This is a genomic window from Acinetobacter sp. RUH 2624, from assembly GCF_000162375.2.
Classification (GTDB): domain Bacteria; phylum Pseudomonadota; class Gammaproteobacteria; order Pseudomonadales; family Moraxellaceae; genus Acinetobacter; species Acinetobacter nosocomialis.
Genome location: NZ_KI391939.1, coordinates 3,118,472 through 3,134,053, shown reverse-complemented (window position 1 = coordinate 3,134,053; position 15,582 = coordinate 3,118,472). Strand labels below are relative to the sequence as shown.

At 42.1% G+C, this 15,582-nt stretch carries 12 protein-coding genes, 2 tRNA genes and 2 rRNA genes; 9 read left to right on the top strand and 7 right to left on the bottom strand.

What is annotated here, in order from left to right; all coding sequences use genetic code 11:
* Positions 1–4: 4 nt before the first annotated feature.
* The 4 genes from ssuD to HMPREF0014_RS21330 all read left to right on the top strand — a co-directional run bounded on the left by ssuD (position 5) and on the right by HMPREF0014_RS21330 (position 3,670).
* Positions 5–1,180, top strand: coding sequence for an FMNH2-dependent alkanesulfonate monooxygenase (gene ssuD, locus HMPREF0014_RS21345; RefSeq protein WP_000689552.1), 1,176 nt, complete (start codon positions 5–7; stop codon positions 1,178–1,180).
* Entirely contained in the window at positions 1,177–1,974 is a 798-nt protein-coding gene (ssuC, locus tag HMPREF0014_RS21340; RefSeq protein ID WP_006581411.1) for an aliphatic sulfonate ABC transporter permease SsuC, read from the top strand. Before ssuD ends, ssuC begins: the two co-directional genes overlap by 4 nt.
* A 13-nt stretch (positions 1,975–1,987) precedes the next feature.
* Positions 1,988–2,788, top strand: coding sequence for an ATP-binding cassette domain-containing protein (locus HMPREF0014_RS21335; RefSeq protein WP_000183286.1), 801 nt, complete (start codon positions 1,988–1,990; stop codon positions 2,786–2,788).
* A gap of 261 nt (positions 2,789–3,049) precedes the next feature.
* Positions 3,050–3,670 (top strand): TetR/AcrR family transcriptional regulator, encoded by a 621-nt coding sequence (locus HMPREF0014_RS21330; protein ID WP_002050490.1) that lies wholly within the window; start codon positions 3,050–3,052, stop codon positions 3,668–3,670.
* Between the two features lie 34 nt (positions 3,671–3,704).
* Here the strand turns inward: HMPREF0014_RS21330 and HMPREF0014_RS21325 are convergent, their stop codons facing one another.
* Positions 3,705–4,271 carry a 5'-methylthioadenosine/S-adenosylhomocysteine nucleosidase gene (locus HMPREF0014_RS21325; protein ID WP_006581412.1) on the bottom strand — a complete coding sequence of 189 codons (567 nt, stop codon included), beginning with the start codon at positions 4,269–4,271 and terminating at the stop codon, positions 3,705–3,707.
* Positions 4,272–4,352: 81 nt separating this feature from the next.
* A complete protein-coding gene (locus HMPREF0014_RS21320) occupies positions 4,353–5,486 on the bottom strand; it encodes a TDT family transporter (RefSeq protein ID WP_006581413.1) in 1,134 nt (377 codons plus the stop codon).
* Between the two features lie 208 nt (positions 5,487–5,694).
* Here HMPREF0014_RS21320 and ribF point away from each other — a divergent pair, with 208 nt between their 5' ends.
* From ribF to HMPREF0014_RS21295, 5 genes are all read left to right on the top strand, one after another.
* On the top strand, positions 5,695–6,696 hold the full coding sequence (gene ribF / locus HMPREF0014_RS21315) for a bifunctional riboflavin kinase/FAD synthetase (protein WP_006581414.1): 1,002 nt from the start codon (positions 5,695–5,697) through the stop codon (positions 6,694–6,696).
* Positions 6,697–6,757: 61 nt separating this feature from the next.
* Positions 6,758–9,595, top strand: coding sequence for an isoleucine--tRNA ligase (gene ileS, locus HMPREF0014_RS21310; RefSeq protein WP_006581415.1), 2,838 nt, complete (start codon positions 6,758–6,760; stop codon positions 9,593–9,595).
* Positions 9,588–10,118 (top strand): signal peptidase II, encoded by a 531-nt coding sequence (lspA, locus tag HMPREF0014_RS21305; protein ID WP_001133879.1) that lies wholly within the window; start codon positions 9,588–9,590, stop codon positions 10,116–10,118. The genes ileS and lspA overlap by 8 nt, the downstream gene beginning before the upstream one ends.
* Before the next feature lies 1 nt (position 10,119).
* A complete protein-coding gene (locus tag HMPREF0014_RS21300; RefSeq protein ID WP_020992344.1) occupies positions 10,120–10,602 on the top strand; it encodes an FKBP-type peptidyl-prolyl cis-trans isomerase in 483 nt (160 codons plus the stop codon).
* Positions 10,603–10,735: 133 nt separating this feature from the next.
* Positions 10,736–11,278 carry an NAD(P)H-dependent oxidoreductase gene (locus HMPREF0014_RS21295; RefSeq protein WP_006581417.1) on the top strand — a complete coding sequence of 181 codons (543 nt, stop codon included), beginning with the start codon at positions 10,736–10,738 and terminating at the stop codon, positions 11,276–11,278.
* A 45-nt stretch (positions 11,279–11,323) separates the two neighbouring features.
* On the opposite strand, the gene HMPREF0014_RS21290 is transcribed toward HMPREF0014_RS21295, so the two are convergent.
* From HMPREF0014_RS21290 to HMPREF0014_RS21270, 5 genes are all read right to left on the bottom strand, one after another.
* On the bottom strand, positions 11,324–11,635 hold the full coding sequence (locus HMPREF0014_RS21290) for an ankyrin repeat domain-containing protein (RefSeq protein ID WP_006581418.1): 312 nt from the start codon (positions 11,633–11,635) through the stop codon (positions 11,324–11,326).
* A gap of 147 nt (positions 11,636–11,782) precedes the next feature.
* Positions 11,783–11,897: ribosomal RNA gene (rrf, locus tag HMPREF0014_RS21285) — 5S ribosomal RNA — on the bottom strand.
* A 179-nt stretch (positions 11,898–12,076) separates the two neighbouring features.
* Positions 12,077–14,967 (bottom strand): 23S ribosomal RNA (locus tag HMPREF0014_RS21280).
* 340 nt (positions 14,968–15,307) lie between these two features.
* Positions 15,308–15,383: transfer RNA gene (locus tag HMPREF0014_RS21275), tRNA-Ala, on the bottom strand.
* A 55-nt stretch (positions 15,384–15,438) separates the two neighbouring features.
* Positions 15,439–15,515: transfer RNA gene (locus HMPREF0014_RS21270), tRNA-Ile, on the bottom strand.
* Between the last annotated feature and the right edge of the window lie 67 nt (positions 15,516–15,582).

Sequence of the window (15,582 nt, the reverse complement as noted above, 5' to 3'; positions counted from 1 at the left end):
GCACATGAAAATTTTCTGGTTTATTCCTACCCACGGTGATAGTCGCTATTTAGGTACAAGTAAAGGCGCTCGTCAGGTTGACCATGCCTATATGAAGCAAATTGCTGTGGCAGTAGATAACTTGGGTTACGAAGGAGTACTTATTCCAACAGGTCGTTCATGTGAAGATCCTTGGATTACGGCGGCTAGCCTAATCGATGCAACTCAACACCTTAAGTTTTTAGTTGCATTACGTCCAGGGGTAACAACACCAGCGTTGGCAGCTCGTATGGCTGCAACATTTGACCGCTTGTCGAATGGTCGTGTTCTACTCAACTTAGTGACAGGTGGCGATGAAGCAGAACTACGCGGTGACGGTTTATATGAAGATCACTCAACGCGTTATCAAACAGCCAATGAATACGTAAAAATCTGGCGTGAAATTTTGACGCGTTCACATACGGGTGAAGCTTTTACATTCCACGGTGAACGCTTACAAGTAGATGATGCAAAACTACTTTACCCACCTGTTCAAAAACCTTATCCACCTCTTTGGTTCGGTGGTTCTTCAGATGTAGCTGTTGAACTCGCGGCTGAGCAAGTCGACACCTACCTGACTTGGGGTGAACCACCAGCAGCCGTGAAAGAAAAGATCGAACATGTTCGTGCCAAAGCTGAGGCTAAGGGCCGTAAATTAACTTATGGCATTCGTTTGCATGTCATTGTTCGTGAAACCAATGAACAAGCATGGGCAGCAGCTAACGAGCTTATCCAGTATCTGGATGATGCAACTATTGCTGCAGCACAGAAAAAATTTGCACAAATGGACTCAGTTGGTCAGCAACGTATGGCTGCTCTACACGGCGGTAATCGAGACAAACTTGAAGTATCTCCAAATCTTTGGGCAGGTATCGGTCTAGTCCGCGGTGGTGCAGGTACAGCACTTGTCGGCGATCCTGAAACCGTTGCTGCACGTATTCAGGAATATGCGGATTTAGGTATCGATACCTTTATTTTCTCAGGCTATCCACACCTTGAAGAGTCAATCCGTTTTGCAGAGTTAGTATTCCCATTATTACCAATCGAGACCCGAGCTAAACTTGCTCAACCAAACTTAACTGGTCCATTCGGTGAAATCATTGCCAACAACTATGTTCCAGACGAGAAGAAACAAAATAGTTCCGTCAAGGAGCCTGCATGAGCAAAGATATAAATATTGTTTCACGTGGAACGAAGCAAGTCGGGCAGCATCTGCTGCCTTGGATTTTCCCGATTGTTCTATTGGTTGTTTGGCAAATTGCATCGAGTTCAGGCCTTTTAGAAAATCGTATTCTACCGGCTCCTACGGCTGTCGTTTCTGCTTTTTGGCATCTTTTGGTGAGTGGGGAACTATGGCATCACGTTAAAGTAAGTGCTGGTCGTGCACTGCTTGGCCTTCTGATAGGCGGCGGTTTAGGTTTGCTCTTAGGTCTGCTCAATGGATCTTCACGTTTCGCCTCTACCCTGCTCGATACGACCTTGCAAATGATTCGTAATATTCCGGCTCTTGCACTTATTCCACTGGTGATTTTGTGGTTCGGTATTGATGAAACAGCAAAATTATTCTTGGTGGCAGTTGGTGTTTTCTTCCCTATTTATATCAATACCTATCACGGTATTCGTTCAGTCGACCCCCAATTGATTGAGATGGGTAAAAGCTATGGCCTTTCCCGTTGGCAGCTTTACAAAGAAATTATTCTACCGGGTGCGATGCCTTCTATTTTAGTCGGTTTACGTTTTGCATTAGGTTTGGTTTGGGTGTTGCTCATTGTAGCTGAGACTATTTCAGCACAAGCAGGTATCGGTTACATGACCATGAATGCGCGTGAGTTTTTGCAAACAGATGTGGTACTCGTCGGTATTCTTCTTTATGCCCTATTAGGTAAGTTAGCCGATGTCTTAGCACAACTTTTGGAACGCTATTTATTACGCTGGCACGCGGGATATCAGAAATAAGGGAGCTTAGAATATGACAAATCTGAATTTAAATATTAATCAGAATGACGTAGAGCTCATTCCAGAAAATCATCCAGAGTCACAAGAACCCGTAGTAGGTGCAGAGATTCTGATTGAACAGCTTTATAAGTTTTATGGTGAGGTTAAAGTTCTTGAAGATCTTAACCTACATATTCAACCGGGCGAATTTTTAGCTATTGTTGGTCGTAGTGGCTGCGGTAAAAGTACCTTACTACGCTTAATTGCCCAACTTGAAAAAGCAAGTTTTGGTGAGATCAAGTTTAAATCTGCGCGACATTTACGTGAAGGAATTACTAACGATGACATTCGGGTTATGTTCCAAGACCCACGCCTACTTCCTTGGCGAAATATTCTTCAAAATGTTCAACTTGGGCTACCAAAATCGCAACATGCTTTAGCAGAAGAATTATTAGAGAAAGTAGGTTTAAAAGAAAAAGCGGGACAATGGCCTTCACAGCTCTCTGGTGGACAACGACAACGTACCGCCCTAGCCCGTGCGTTATCTCATACTCCCCGTATTTTACTGCTAGATGAACCTTTGGGTGCATTAGATGCGCTCACCCGCCTTGAGATGCAAAGCTTGATTGAGCGTTTATGGAAAGAGCAAGGTTTTACTGCCATTTTGGTCACACACGATGTAAGTGAAGCAGTGCAACTGGCCGACCGTATTATCCTATTAGATAAGGGCCAAATTGCCCAAAGTTTCCAAGTGAATTTGCCACGTCCGCGTAAAAAGAGCATCACTTTTGCCCAGCTTGAACAACAAGTACTCGACGCAGTCTTAGCAACTTAAGGTTGAGATGAGTAATGAGAACCATTTCAACAACAAAATGCCCACTTAATGAGCAATAAAACTGATGATTTATTGCTCTTTTTTGGGGCGAATATAAAAAAATATTTTTAAGAATAACAATAAACTAGTGAATCTCTCTATTTTTTGCACAATAGTATATCTATTGCTCAAATAACTATCCGTTTTTTCACTAAAAAAGTGAGACACCTGTGCACAAATCAAACGATTTACCTTACAATGGGAGCACTATCTTTTTAATTTATGCAGCAAATGGAACAAAAGAAGAGTACTCAAAAGCGCAATCAGCTTCTTGCTGCCGCCCTTGATGTGTTTTCACTATATGGGTTCAGTGGTGCAAGTCTGGATGAAATTGCCCAACTCGCTGACATGCATAAGTCGAATATTTTCTATTACTATGAAAATAAAGAGTCTTTATATGTGGAAGTGCTGACCACAGTTTTACAAAAATGGCTTGCTCCCTTACAAACTTTAGAAGCTGAGTTAGAACCAGCCGAAGCTTTGTCTCACTATTTAATACAAAAAATCGAACTTTCTCGTAGCCAACCAAAGGCTTCGCGATTATTTGCTTTGGAAATTATCCAAGGGGCACCACACATTTTGCCTATACTGAAAGGGCCTTTGAAAAAGCTATTTAAGCGTAAAGCCAAGGTCATTCAGACATGGCAAGAAGAAGGAAAAATTTCTCCAGATATCGACCCTGAGCTGTTAATACTCAATATTTGGGGTCTTACACAAAACTATGCCGATTTTGCCACGCAAATGGAAATGGTGACTGGAAAAACACTGCGTAACCGCAGTATGTTCCAACGCTCGATTGAGCATACAGTACATATGATGCTCTACGGCGTATTACCTCGCTAAAATAAAAAAGATCGGCAAATTTGCCGATCTTTTTTTAGAAATGATTTTGATAAAGAGCCAAGAGCTTTTGCGCACCCAATAATAAATTTTCTTCCCAATCTAAATGAGCGGTATCGTCTGCGCCATCAGTAATATATTTCACCGAAATTAAACGTACACCTAGCTTGTGGCAAACTTTGGCTAAAGCATACCCTTCCATATCCACCACATCACACGCGACTTTTGGCTGGCCAGTTTCAAATGAATCCCCTGTCCCGCAAATCCCTTTTGGTAAATCAGCAAAATGTGGTTGAAGATGAATCTCTGCCGGTAAATGATCATCTAACGGCGTTACACCTACTTCAAACCCTAATGGTGAAACATCCATATCACGTTGTACAAAGGTTTTTACTTCAACTAAATCATGTCGATTAAAAGATGAACTTCCTGCCGAACCTAAGTTAATTAGAGTTTTACAGCCTGTTTTTTGAATAACTTCAAATGCTTTAAAGGCAGCGTTGATTTTACCTATACCACTGTAATGGACTTCAATACCTGCTTGCTCAAACAAACCTTTAGATTCATTAGGAAGTGCCATAATTAAAGCGATATCTTTGTTCATTCAAAAAGCTCAAATCAAAATTAAATAAATTAGAAAATAAGTATAAATCAGGTGCAAAAGCTTTTTTGCACCTTTTCACTATTACTGCATTTTTTGTTGTAAGGCGATTAAACATGGAGAGAAGAACAGTTGCCCACTATAGGCTCCGGCTAAGGTTTTCTTCATTACAACGCTCCACATCACTAATAATAAAACACTAAGTGCCACTGCAACATACTGTAAAAATACAACTTCAACCTGATGCCCTAAATTAAATAAAACCAGAATAAACACACCAAGTGGAAAGGTTAAGCCCCACCATCCCAAGTTAAATGGAATACCTGTCTTTGCATGACGAAGCGTTGTTAATATCGCAAGACCTAGCCACCATAACCCAAAGCCTAACAGTACCAAACTGCCCACCACGCCTAATGCTTGAAATACATTGGCAAACTGGTCAAATCCTACATTTGGCGCCACTCTTTTTGCCTGTTCACCTAGCAACAATAGACCTAAAGCACCTGTTCCAATTGGACCTAAAGATAACCAGCTAGAAATTGCGACTTCTTTTTCCGGTAACTGATGCAAAGCCATACGCAACATTAAAATCGTTAAAATGGCAAATGCAGGTAAAACAGAAATTCCCCATAGTACATAGCCCGCTAACAATAAATGAAAGCTGTGGAAATCTGCTGGTAAATGTGCAACCAACATGCCCGCAGAGCTTGCAGCGACTTCACAAGCAACAACAGGTAACAACCAAATTGCAGTCATGGTATGTAGCTGATGATTCTGACGGCTAAACATGCAAAATGGTACGATCCACGCAATTGCTAACGCTAAAAAGACATCGATGTACCATAAAGCTTGAGCAATATGGATTGCTATTTCACCATAAAGCCCGATTCCGAAGCTTAAAAAGCCATTTAGTATGGTTGCAAGCCCCATCGGTATAGCGCCTAAAAACAAGCTCATATTTGGATGATTAAATATTTGCTTCGCTTCATGTGGGAATAGTAACCACCGCAATAAATAGAGAACTGAAAAAACACTAAATAGAACAATATTAAATTGCCATAACAGTGTCGCCAGCATAAATAAAAATGATTTGGCAAATGGAAGCTGAATTAAAATCATACTCACCACACCAGTACCCATAGTTGCTGTAAACCAATTTGGGGTAAAATGCCGTATAACATCTTTACTTTGATTTAATTGGTAAAAGGGTTTTTTCATCTTAAGTCTCTAATCAAAGAGTGGATGAAACTATAGTAGGATAAATTTATAATAAGAAAAATTGATTTATTTTTATTTAATTCATCAATTTTTTAGATACAAAAGATATTCATATTGAAAAATACCTGAGTAAAAACACAACAACAAGACGAATCTGTGAGATTATGGCAATATATAGCCCTTGCAAAAATAGCCATATTTTAAGTTCATGAAACTGCTACGTCTTAATGCGTTATCGCCCAATTTCCAGTTGCCGCAAACAGCGGTAACTATTGGTAATTTTGATGGTGTCCATTTAGGTCACCAAGCGATGATTGCTCAACTGAAAAAAATTGCTGCAGCACAAGGCTTAAAAACATTGGTCATGATTTTTGAGCCCCAACCGCTTGAGTTCTTTAAAGGCTACGATGCCCCGCCTCGTATTAATTCCTTACGGGAAAAAGTTGAATATCTAGCTGAACTTGGGGTGGATTACATTGCGGTTGCCAAGTTTGACCAGCATTTCCGTAGCATGAGTGCTTCTAAATTTGCAGATTTATTAAAAGACAAATTAAATGCTCAAGCTTTGGTTTTAGGAGATGACTTTCATTTCGGCAAAGACCGTCAAGGTAACAGCGAATTTTTAAAGAATTATGGATTTCAAGTCACAAATTTACATACGATTGAACTCGAAGGTGAACGCGTCAGTTCAACTCGTATTCGCCAAGTGCTTCAAGTGGGTAATCTCGCTTTAGCAGCTAAATTATTAGGCCGTCCGTACAGTATTACCGGACGTGTTCAATATGGCGACCAAATTGGACGAACTTTAGATTTTCCAACGATTAATGTTCGTCTAAACCGCCATAAGCCTTGTTTAAATGGTATTTATGGCGTTGAAGTCATTTGCGAGACAACTTCGCTAACTCAAAAAGTGCTTCAGGACGACCCTGAAAAACCGGGAATTGCCGGATATCATGAAAACAGCCTTTATGGTGCAGGTCATGTCGGTACTCGCCCAGCCATCCAGCAAGAGCATCCAGAGTGGAGATTAGAAGTACATTTCCCTGATGTTTCTGCTAATCTGTATGGCTTATTTATGCGGGTGACTTTTCTTCACTATCTTCATGGTGAATTAAACTACCCTTCGCTTGAAGCACTTAAGGCAGGAATTGATAATGACGTGCAGCAATTACGACAATATCGTAACGACACGACACAATTTCCTTTTTAATTCGAATTTTGATTGTAAAACATGTCGGCTCCCAAGCTGATTAAACTGGAAGACAACTTGCATGAGCGATAAGCAAACTACTGAAAATGCAGTGGACTACAAAGCCACGCTAAACCTGCCGGATACTCAATTTGCAATGAAAGCAAATTTGGCAGTACGTGAAGTGAAATGGTTAGAAGAGTGGTATACCGACAACATTTATCAGCAGATTCGTGCATCGCGTATTGGCAAGAAAAAATATATTTTGCATGATGGCCCTCCATATGCGAACGGTACAATTCACTTGGGCCATGCGGTTAACAAAGTACTTAAGGACATCATCGTAAAAAGCCGTACTTTGGCAGGTTTCGATGCGCCATATGTACCAGGTTGGGACTGTCACGGTTTGCCAATCGAACTAAAAGTTGAAGAAAAAGTAGGTAAAGTGGGCGAAAAAGTTGATGCAGCCACTTTCCGTAAACACTGCCGTGAATATGCACTAAAACAAATTGATTTGCAGCGTACAGACTTTAAACGTCTTGGTATTTTAGGTGACTGGGATAATCCTTACCTCACCATGAACTACAAACAAGAAGCCGATATCGTTCGTGCTTTAGGTTTAATCCAAAAAAATGGCCATATCCAGCCGGGCTTAAAGCCAGTGAACTGGTGTATGGACTGTGGCTCAGCACTTGCAGAAGCTGAAGTTGAATACGAAGATAAAAAGTCTGACGCAATTGACGTTGGTTTTGGCGTTGTAGATTTAAAAGACTTAAGCGCTCGTGTAAATGTAGATGTTCAAGATCCAACTGATATCGTGATCTGGACCACTACTCCTTGGACATTACCAGCGAACCAAGCAGTTGCATTGCATGCCGAAATTGAATATCAATTGGTACAAGTGACTACTGAACGTGGTAAGCAAAACTTTATTCTTGCTAAAGACTTAGTTGCTTCTGCAATTGAGCGTTATAAGCTTGAAAACCCAGTTGTTTTAGCTGACTTCACTGGTTCAGCTCTTGAAAACCTTACTTTACAACATCCTTTACTTACCGATCGTCAAGTTCCGGTTATTTTAGGTGAACACGTTATCGCAACAAGCGGTACAGGTGCGGTACACACTGCTCCTGGCCACGGTGCAGACGACTATAAAGTAGGTCTTCAATACAACCTGAAAGTTGAAAACCCAGTGGGTGGTAACGGTGTTTACTTACCAACCGCACCAATCTTTGCTGGTGAGCACATCTATAAAGCCAATCCAAAGATTATCGAAGCTTTAGGTGCTGTAGGTCGCTTGTGGGCTCATCAACCGATTAAACACAGCTATCCACACTGCTGGCGCCATAAAACTCCGATTATTTTCCGTGCTACACCACAATGGTTTATCAGCATGGATCAAAAAGGTTTACGTGACGGTGCGCTTAACGCCATTGAAAACGATATCGAGTTTGTACCGAACTGGGGTAAAAACCGTATTGAATCAATGATCGAAGGCCGTCCGGACTGGTGTATCTCACGTCAACGTACTTGGGGTGTGCCAATTCCTTTCTTCGTTCATAAAGATACGAATGAATTGCACCCTCGCACGCCTGAACTCATTGAAGAAGTTGCAAAACTTATCGAACAAGAAGGTATCGATGCATGGTTTAACAGTGATGCAAAAGACTTCATTGGTGAAGATGCTGAACAGTACAATGCTGTTCGTGATACGCTTGATGTATGGTTTGACTCTGGAACAACACATTACGCTGTACTTGAGCAACGTGAAGAATTAGAAAGCCCTGCTGACTTATATTTAGAAGGTTCAGACCAACACCGTGGCTGGTTCCAATCTTCTTTATTAACCTCTATGGCAATTCACAACCGTGCGCCATATAAAGCCTTGTTAACTCACGGTTTTACAGTGGATGAAAATGGCCGTAAATTGTCGAAATCTTTAGGCAACTATATTCCGCTTGAAGAAATCATCAAACAACTGGGTGCCGATGGCTTACGTTTATATGTAGCATCTAGCGACTATCGCTATGAAATTGCAGCATCAAAAGAAATCTTTAGCCGTGTAAGTGATAGCTACCGTCGTATTCGTAATACGCTCCGCTTCTTGCTTGCAAACTTAAATGGTTTCAAACCAAGTACAGATGCTCTGGCAGTAGATGATCTTATTGCTCTTGATCAATACATCTTACAACGTGCGAATGAAGTACAACAAACTATTATCGCGGCCTATGAAGAAATGAACTTCCATGTCGTGTGTAGCGCATTAACAAGCTTCTGTATTAATGACTTAGGTGGCTTCTACCTAGATATCATCAAAGACCGTCAATACACCACTAAGGCTGACTCACAAGCACGTCGTTCTGCACAAACAGCGCTTTACCATATCGTACAAGCATTTGTGCGCTGGATGAGCCCTATCTTAAGCTTCACTGCTCAAGAAGCTTGGCCACTTATTCCAGAACAAACTGAAAAGTATGTATTTACAGCTGAATGGTATGACCTACCTGTTTCATCAAAAGCAAACTTGCTTTCTGAAGCAGATTGGCAAACATTGATTAGCGTAAAATCTGCAGTAAATAAACAGATTGAAGCAGCTCGTAACGCTAAACTTGTCGGTAGTAATCTTTCAGCCAAAGTTGAACTTTGGGCAAATGAATCATTACAAACAGTTTTAAACCAACTGGCTGATGAACTCCGTTTTGTTCTTATTACTTCGCAAGTAGTAGTACATCCATTTGCTGAACAAGGTGAAGCAACTGAAATGGAAGGCTTACGTGTACAAGTATCTGCAGCTGAAGGTGAAAAATGTGCACGTTGTTGGCATGTCCTTCCGGATGTAAATACACACGCCGATCATCCTGGTTTATGTGGTCGTTGTATTGTGAACGTCACTGGTCGTGGCGAAGTGAGAAAATATGCCTAATTCACAAGCTAAAAAAGGCTTATTCCAGTTTTATCCGCACAACCTCATTTGGCTTGGACTTTCTGTCCTTGCCATTGTGTTGGATCAATGGACAAAATGGATTGCAAGTACACATCTGAACTACGCAGATCCTGTACCTGTACTTCCATTTTTAAACTGGACACTATTACATAACTATGGTGCAGCTTTTAGCTTTTTATCTGATGCTGGAGGATGGCAACGCTATTTCTTCACATCTTTGGCAGGCTTAGTTTCAATACTTTTTGTATTTTGGTTGCTACGTATGCCTAAAAAAATGGTGGTGCTACCTGTAGCTATCGCTTTAATTTTAGGTGGAGCATTAGGTAATCTAATTGACCGTATTACTTTAGGGTATGTGGTCGATTTCATTCATGTTTATTACCAAAATCATCACTTTCCAGCTTTTAATATAGCGGACAGTGCCATTACTCTAGGTACCATTTTGCTACTCATTGATACATTCTTCCTTGAGAAGCAAAGACCTAAAAATTCGGATGCATAATATGACCGAAATTATTCAACCTAATGAAGAAATTCGTATTACTGACGGTTCTAAAGTTGACCTACACTTTTCTGTTGCTATCGAAAATGGTGTAGAAATTGACAATACACGTAACCGTGAAGAGCCTGTTAGCTTGACTATTGGCGACGGTAACTTATTACCAGGCTTTGAGAAAGCATTACTTGGCTTACGTGCAGGCGATCGACGTACTGTACATCTTCCACCAGAAGATGCTTTTGGTCCTTGGAATCCGGAAAATATACAAACTTTTGATACGGTTAAATTCGAACAACGGCCTATTCCTGGTCACATGATCGAGTTTGAAGATAAAGCAAAAGCAACTTTATTTGGTGTTGTGAAGTCAGTGAATGATGATATTACTGAAATCGATTTCAACCACCCTCTAGCCGGCAAAAATATTACTTTTGAAGTAGAGATATTCAAAGTGACTCCAGCTGGTCAGCAAGGCATTAAGATCATGTAAAAAAAGCCCTCGATTGAGGGCTTTTTTATTATTTAACCTTTTATGGATGACATAAGAATCCTTACAAATTCTATATTCTCACGTTCTATGTAATGAATTAAGTTATAAAGATAAAAATCCTTAGGAAAAATATATGCTGGTCTATATCATCGTAGGAAGTGTTCGTGAAGGACGCACAGCTATTAAAATTGCCAATTGGTTAGAAACAGCAATTCCATCATTTAATCTAAAAGATTTTCAGACAGAAGTAATTGATTTAAAAGAGTGGAATTTACCGTTATTTTCAGGCTCACACCCACCTGCAACAGGTATTTATGATCAACCAAAACAACAAGAATGGGCAGATAAAATTGCCCAAGCTGATGCATTTATCTTTATTAGCCCCGAATACAATCATGGATATAGTCCAGCTTTAAAAAATGCTCTGGACTATGTAGGTAAAGAATGGAGTGGTAAACCTGCTGCATTTATTGGCTATGGTTCAACGAATGGTTCTCGCTCTATTAGCCAAATACGCCAAGTCACCTCAAGTTTAAGTATTGTTGACCCAAATGCTGTAATAGAAATACGAGATATCTTTAAACGCAATAAAGATGAAAAGTTTGAAGCCAATGAATTTGAAGTAAAAGCGCTTCAATCTATTGTTGAAAAGCTGCAAAAATATCATTTGTCTTAAATTGAACAAAAAGCCTCTTTTCCCAATAAAAGGGGCTTTTTAATTTTATAAACTTTTTAAATAATTCACTACGTCTGTATTCCCAGCCATTTCTGCTAACTGTAGTGCTGTGTATTCGCTTTTATAAGCGACATGTGCCCCTTTTTCAACTAAGAGCTTCACTATCTCTAAATGGTCATTTTCAGCAGCTGCCTGTAGAGCACTATATCCCTCATCATCTGTCTGATTAGGATCTTCTCCATCTATTAGTAATTGTTTTACTTGCTCTAGGTCACCTAAAGATGCCCAATAGATCAACTCTGGAAGAGAAAGTTCTTCATTATTTTCAGGTAATTGAGAGAAAGAATTAAATTTCACGAGATCACGCCCAAATAAAAAGCTTCTTCATTATATCTCTGAAGCAGGAAAACCGTGCAAATTTGTTTTTTAGTTATGTGTTTTCTATTTATTCCTGCGCAATAAAAAACACCCCCACTCTTTAGAATGGGGGTGTTTAGAATAATGAGCTGGCGATGACTTACTCTCACATGGGTAACCCCACACTACCATCAGCGCTAAGAGGTTTCACTTCTGAGTTCGGGAAGGGATCAGGTGGTTCACTCTTGCTATGGTCGCCAGCACAACTGTTTATGGATACTTGCTTTGGTCTTATTGACTGCCGAAGCGTTTTCCAAATCTTTACAGACTGGGCTGATTGAATCTGATTGTGTTCATTTTATCTAGTGGTATAACTAAATCAAGTTGCTTTGTAGATTTATGAATCGATTGATGCTTTATATACAACTGCTTGGGTGTTGTATAGTCAAGCCTCACGAGCAATTAGTATTGGTCAGCTTCACATATCACTATGCTTCCACATCCAACCTATCAACGTCCTAGTCTCGAACGGCTCTTTAGAGGAATAAATTCCTAGGGAAATCTTATCTTGAGGTAGGCTTCCCGCTTAGATGCTTTCAGCGGTTATCCCTTCCGAACATAGCTACCCGGCGATGCGACTGGCGTCACAACCGGTACACCAGAGGTTCGTCCACTCTGGTCCTCTCGTACTAGGAGCAGATCCTCTCAAATTTCCAGCGCCCACGGTAGATAGGGACCGAACTGTCTCACGACGTTCTAAACCCAGCTCGCGTACCTCTTTAAATGGCGAACAGCCATACCCTTGGGACCTGCTTCAGCCCCAGGATGAGATGAGCCGACATCGAGGTGCCAAACACCGCCGTCGATATGAACTCTTGGGCGGTATCAGCCTGTTATCCCCAGAGTACCTTTTATCCGTTGAGCGATGGCCCTTCCATACAGAACCACCGGATCACTAAGACCTACTTTCGTACCTGCTCGACTTGTGGGTCTCGCAGTTAAGCGCGCTTTTGCCTTTATACTCTACGCGTGATTTCCGACCACGCTGAGCGCACCTTCGTACTCCTCCGTTACTCTTTAGGAGGAGACCGCCCCAGTCAAACTACCCACCAGACACGGTCCTCGTCCCGGATAACGGGACAGAGTTAGAACCTCAACATTACCAGGGTGGTATTTCAAGGACGGCTCCATTGGAACTAGCGTTCCAACTTCAAAGCCTCCCACCTATCCTACACAAGTAAGGTCAAAGTTCAGTGTCAAGCTGCAGTAAAGGTTCACGGGGTCTTTCCGTCTAGCCGCGGGTACACTGCATCTTCACAGCGATTTCGATTTCACTGAGCCTCTGCTGGAGACAGCGCCGCCATCATTATGCCATTCGTGCAGGTCGGAACTTACCCGACAAGGAATTTCGCTACCTTAGGACCGTTATAGTTACGGCCGCCGTTTACTGGGGCTTCGATCAAGAGCTTCGCTTACGCTAACCCCATCAATTAACCTTCCAGCACCGGGCAGGCATCACACCCTATACGTCCACTTTCGTGTTTGCAGAGTGCTATGTTTTTAATAAACAGTTGCAGCGGCCTGGTTTCTGCGGCTGTCATCAGCTCAGGAAGCAAGTTCCATCACCAACAACAGCGTACCTTCTCCCGAAGTTACGGTACCATTTTGCCTAGTTCCTTCAGCAGAGTTCTCTCAAGCGCCTTGGTCTACTCGACCTGACCACCTGTGTCGGTTTCGGGTACGATTCCTGTGTAACTGAAGCTTAGAGACTTTTCCTGGAAGCATGGTATCAGCCACTTCGCTGTACAAGTACAGCTTGCTATCGGATCTCAGTATAGAGTACCCCGGATTTGCCTAAGATACATACCTACATCCTTCCACCTGGACAACCAACGCCAGGCTGACTTAACCTTCTCCGTCCTCTCATCGCATTACACAGAAGTATTGGAATATTAACCAATTTCCCATCGACTACGCCTTTCGGCCTCGCCTTAGGGGTCGACTCACCCAGCCCCGATTAACGTTGGACTGGAACCCTTGGTCTTTCGGCGAACGGGTTTTTCACCCGTTTTGTCGTTACTCACGTCAGCATTCGCACTTCTGATACCTCCAGCATACTTCTCAATACACCTTCATCGGCTTACAGAACGCTCCCCTACCACTTGACTAATGTCAAATCCGCAGCTTCGGCACATAGTTTTAGCCCCGTTACATCTTCCGCGCAGGCCGACTCGACTAGTGAGCTATTACGCTTTCTTTAAAGGGTGGCTGCTTCTAAGCCAACCTCCTAGCTGTCTATGCCTTCCCACATCGTTTCCCACTTAACTATGATTTTGGGGCCTTAGCTGGCGGTCTGGATTGTTTTCCTCTTGACTACGGACGTTAGCACCCGCAGTCTGTCTCCCGGATAGTACTCATAGGTATTCGGAGTTTGCATCGGTTTGGTAAGTCGGGATGACCCCCTAGCCGAAACAGTGCTCTACCCCCTATGGTATTCGTCCGAGGCGCTACCTAAATAGCTTTCGGGGAGAACCAGCTATCACCAGGCTTGATTAGCCTTTCACCCCTATCCACAAGTCATCCCCTGGCTTTTCAACGACAGTGGGTTCGGTCCTCCAGTTAGTGTTACCCAACCTTCAACCTGCTCATGGATAGATCGCCTGGTTTCGGGTCTATACCCAGCAACTAAACGCCCTATTAAGACTCGATTTCTCTACGGCTCCCCTATACGGTTAACCTCGCTACTGAATATAAGTCGCTGACCCATTATACAAAAGGTACGCAGTCACACCACGAAGGTGCTCCCACTGCTTGTATGCATGCGGTTTCAGGATCTATTTCACTCCCCTCACAGGGGTTCTTTTCGCCTTTCCCTCACGGTACTGGTTCACTATCGGTCAGTCAGGAGTATTTAGCCTTGGAGGATGGTCCCCCCATATTCAGACAAGGTTTCACGTGCCTCGCCCTACTCGTCATCATTATGTGTGCCCTTTCGTGTACGGGAATATCACCCTCTACGTTCGCACTTCCCAGAGCGTTCCACTAAAACACACATAACTTAATGGGCTGATCCCCGTTCGCTCGCCGCTACTGAGGGAATCTCAATTGATTTCTTTTCCTAAGGGTACTGAGATGTTTCACTTCCCCTCGTTCGCCTTGCAACACTATGTATTCATGTTGCAATACCTACCTTAAAGTAGGTGGGTTCCCCCATTCAGACATCTCCGGATCAAAGGATATTTGCCGCCTCCCCGGAGCTTTTCGCAGGCTATCACGTCTTTCATCGCCTCTGACTGCCAAGGCATCCACCACATGCACTTAATTACTTGACTATACAACCCCAAACAGTCGACGTTACCTACAAGTTAGTAACTTCAACATTTCAGTTTAGAGCACTGTGTATTTAAACACTGTACAGCTTCAATCTAAATTCATATACCAAAACGCTTGATTCAGTTAATTTGCTAGTTCTCAATTCATTCAGATTAATTGCTTAATCTAAACTCTTGAGTGAACAATTTATTTCAGACTCAATTTTGCCAATCTGTTAATGAATAAACATGCCTTCGTCAGGTCATGCTTAATACCGTGATACTTAAATCACAGAAGTTAATAAACCAAGACCGAAATCTCTATTTACTAATTTCTGTAATCCGAACTTATCTTAAGTTCTGGTGGAGACTAGGAGAGTCGAACTCCTGACCTCCTGCGTGCAAAGCAGGCGCTCTACCAACTAAGCTAAGTCCCCAGCTTACATCATCAGTCATGTATCTTTTATCTATAACTTTAACCAGTCAAAGTCATGGTGGGTCTGACAAGACTTGAACTTGTGACCCCACGCTTATCAAGCGTGTGCTCTAACCAACTGAGCTACAGACCCTCAGATACATCTATGAAGAACAACTTGTTGTGGATTCTTACCAATCGTCAATCTTTCGTTAAGGAGG

Bases quoted from the DNA above. Each gene is read 5' to 3' on its own strand.
- HMPREF0014_RS21300 (WP_020992344.1), top strand. From the start codon at position 10,120: ATGACCGAAATTATTCAACCTAATGAAGAAATTCGTATTACTGACGGT.
- ssuC (WP_006581411.1), top strand. From the start codon at position 1,177: ATGAGCAAAGATATAAATATTGTTTCACGTGGAACGAAGCAAGTCGGG.
- HMPREF0014_RS21325 (WP_006581412.1), bottom strand. From the start codon at position 4,271: ATGAACAAAGATATCGCTTTAATTATGGCACTTCCTAATGAATCTAAA.
- HMPREF0014_RS21295 (WP_006581417.1), top strand. From the start codon at position 10,736: ATGCTGGTCTATATCATCGTAGGAAGTGTTCGTGAAGGACGCACAGCT.
- ssuD (WP_000689552.1), top strand. From the start codon at position 5: ATGAAAATTTTCTGGTTTATTCCTACCCACGGTGATAGTCGCTATTTA.
- lspA (WP_001133879.1), top strand. From the start codon at position 9,588: ATGCCTAATTCACAAGCTAAAAAAGGCTTATTCCAGTTTTATCCGCAC.
- ileS (WP_006581415.1), top strand. From the start codon at position 6,758: ATGAGCGATAAGCAAACTACTGAAAATGCAGTGGACTACAAAGCCACG.
- HMPREF0014_RS21330 (WP_002050490.1), top strand. From the start codon at position 3,050: ATGCAGCAAATGGAACAAAAGAAGAGTACTCAAAAGCGCAATCAGCTT.
- HMPREF0014_RS21320 (WP_006581413.1), bottom strand. From the start codon at position 5,486: ATGAAAAAACCCTTTTACCAATTAAATCAAAGTAAAGATGTTATACGG.
- HMPREF0014_RS21335 (WP_000183286.1), top strand. From the start codon at position 1,988: ATGACAAATCTGAATTTAAATATTAATCAGAATGACGTAGAGCTCATT.
- ribF (WP_006581414.1), top strand. From the start codon at position 5,695: ATGAAACTGCTACGTCTTAATGCGTTATCGCCCAATTTCCAGTTGCCG.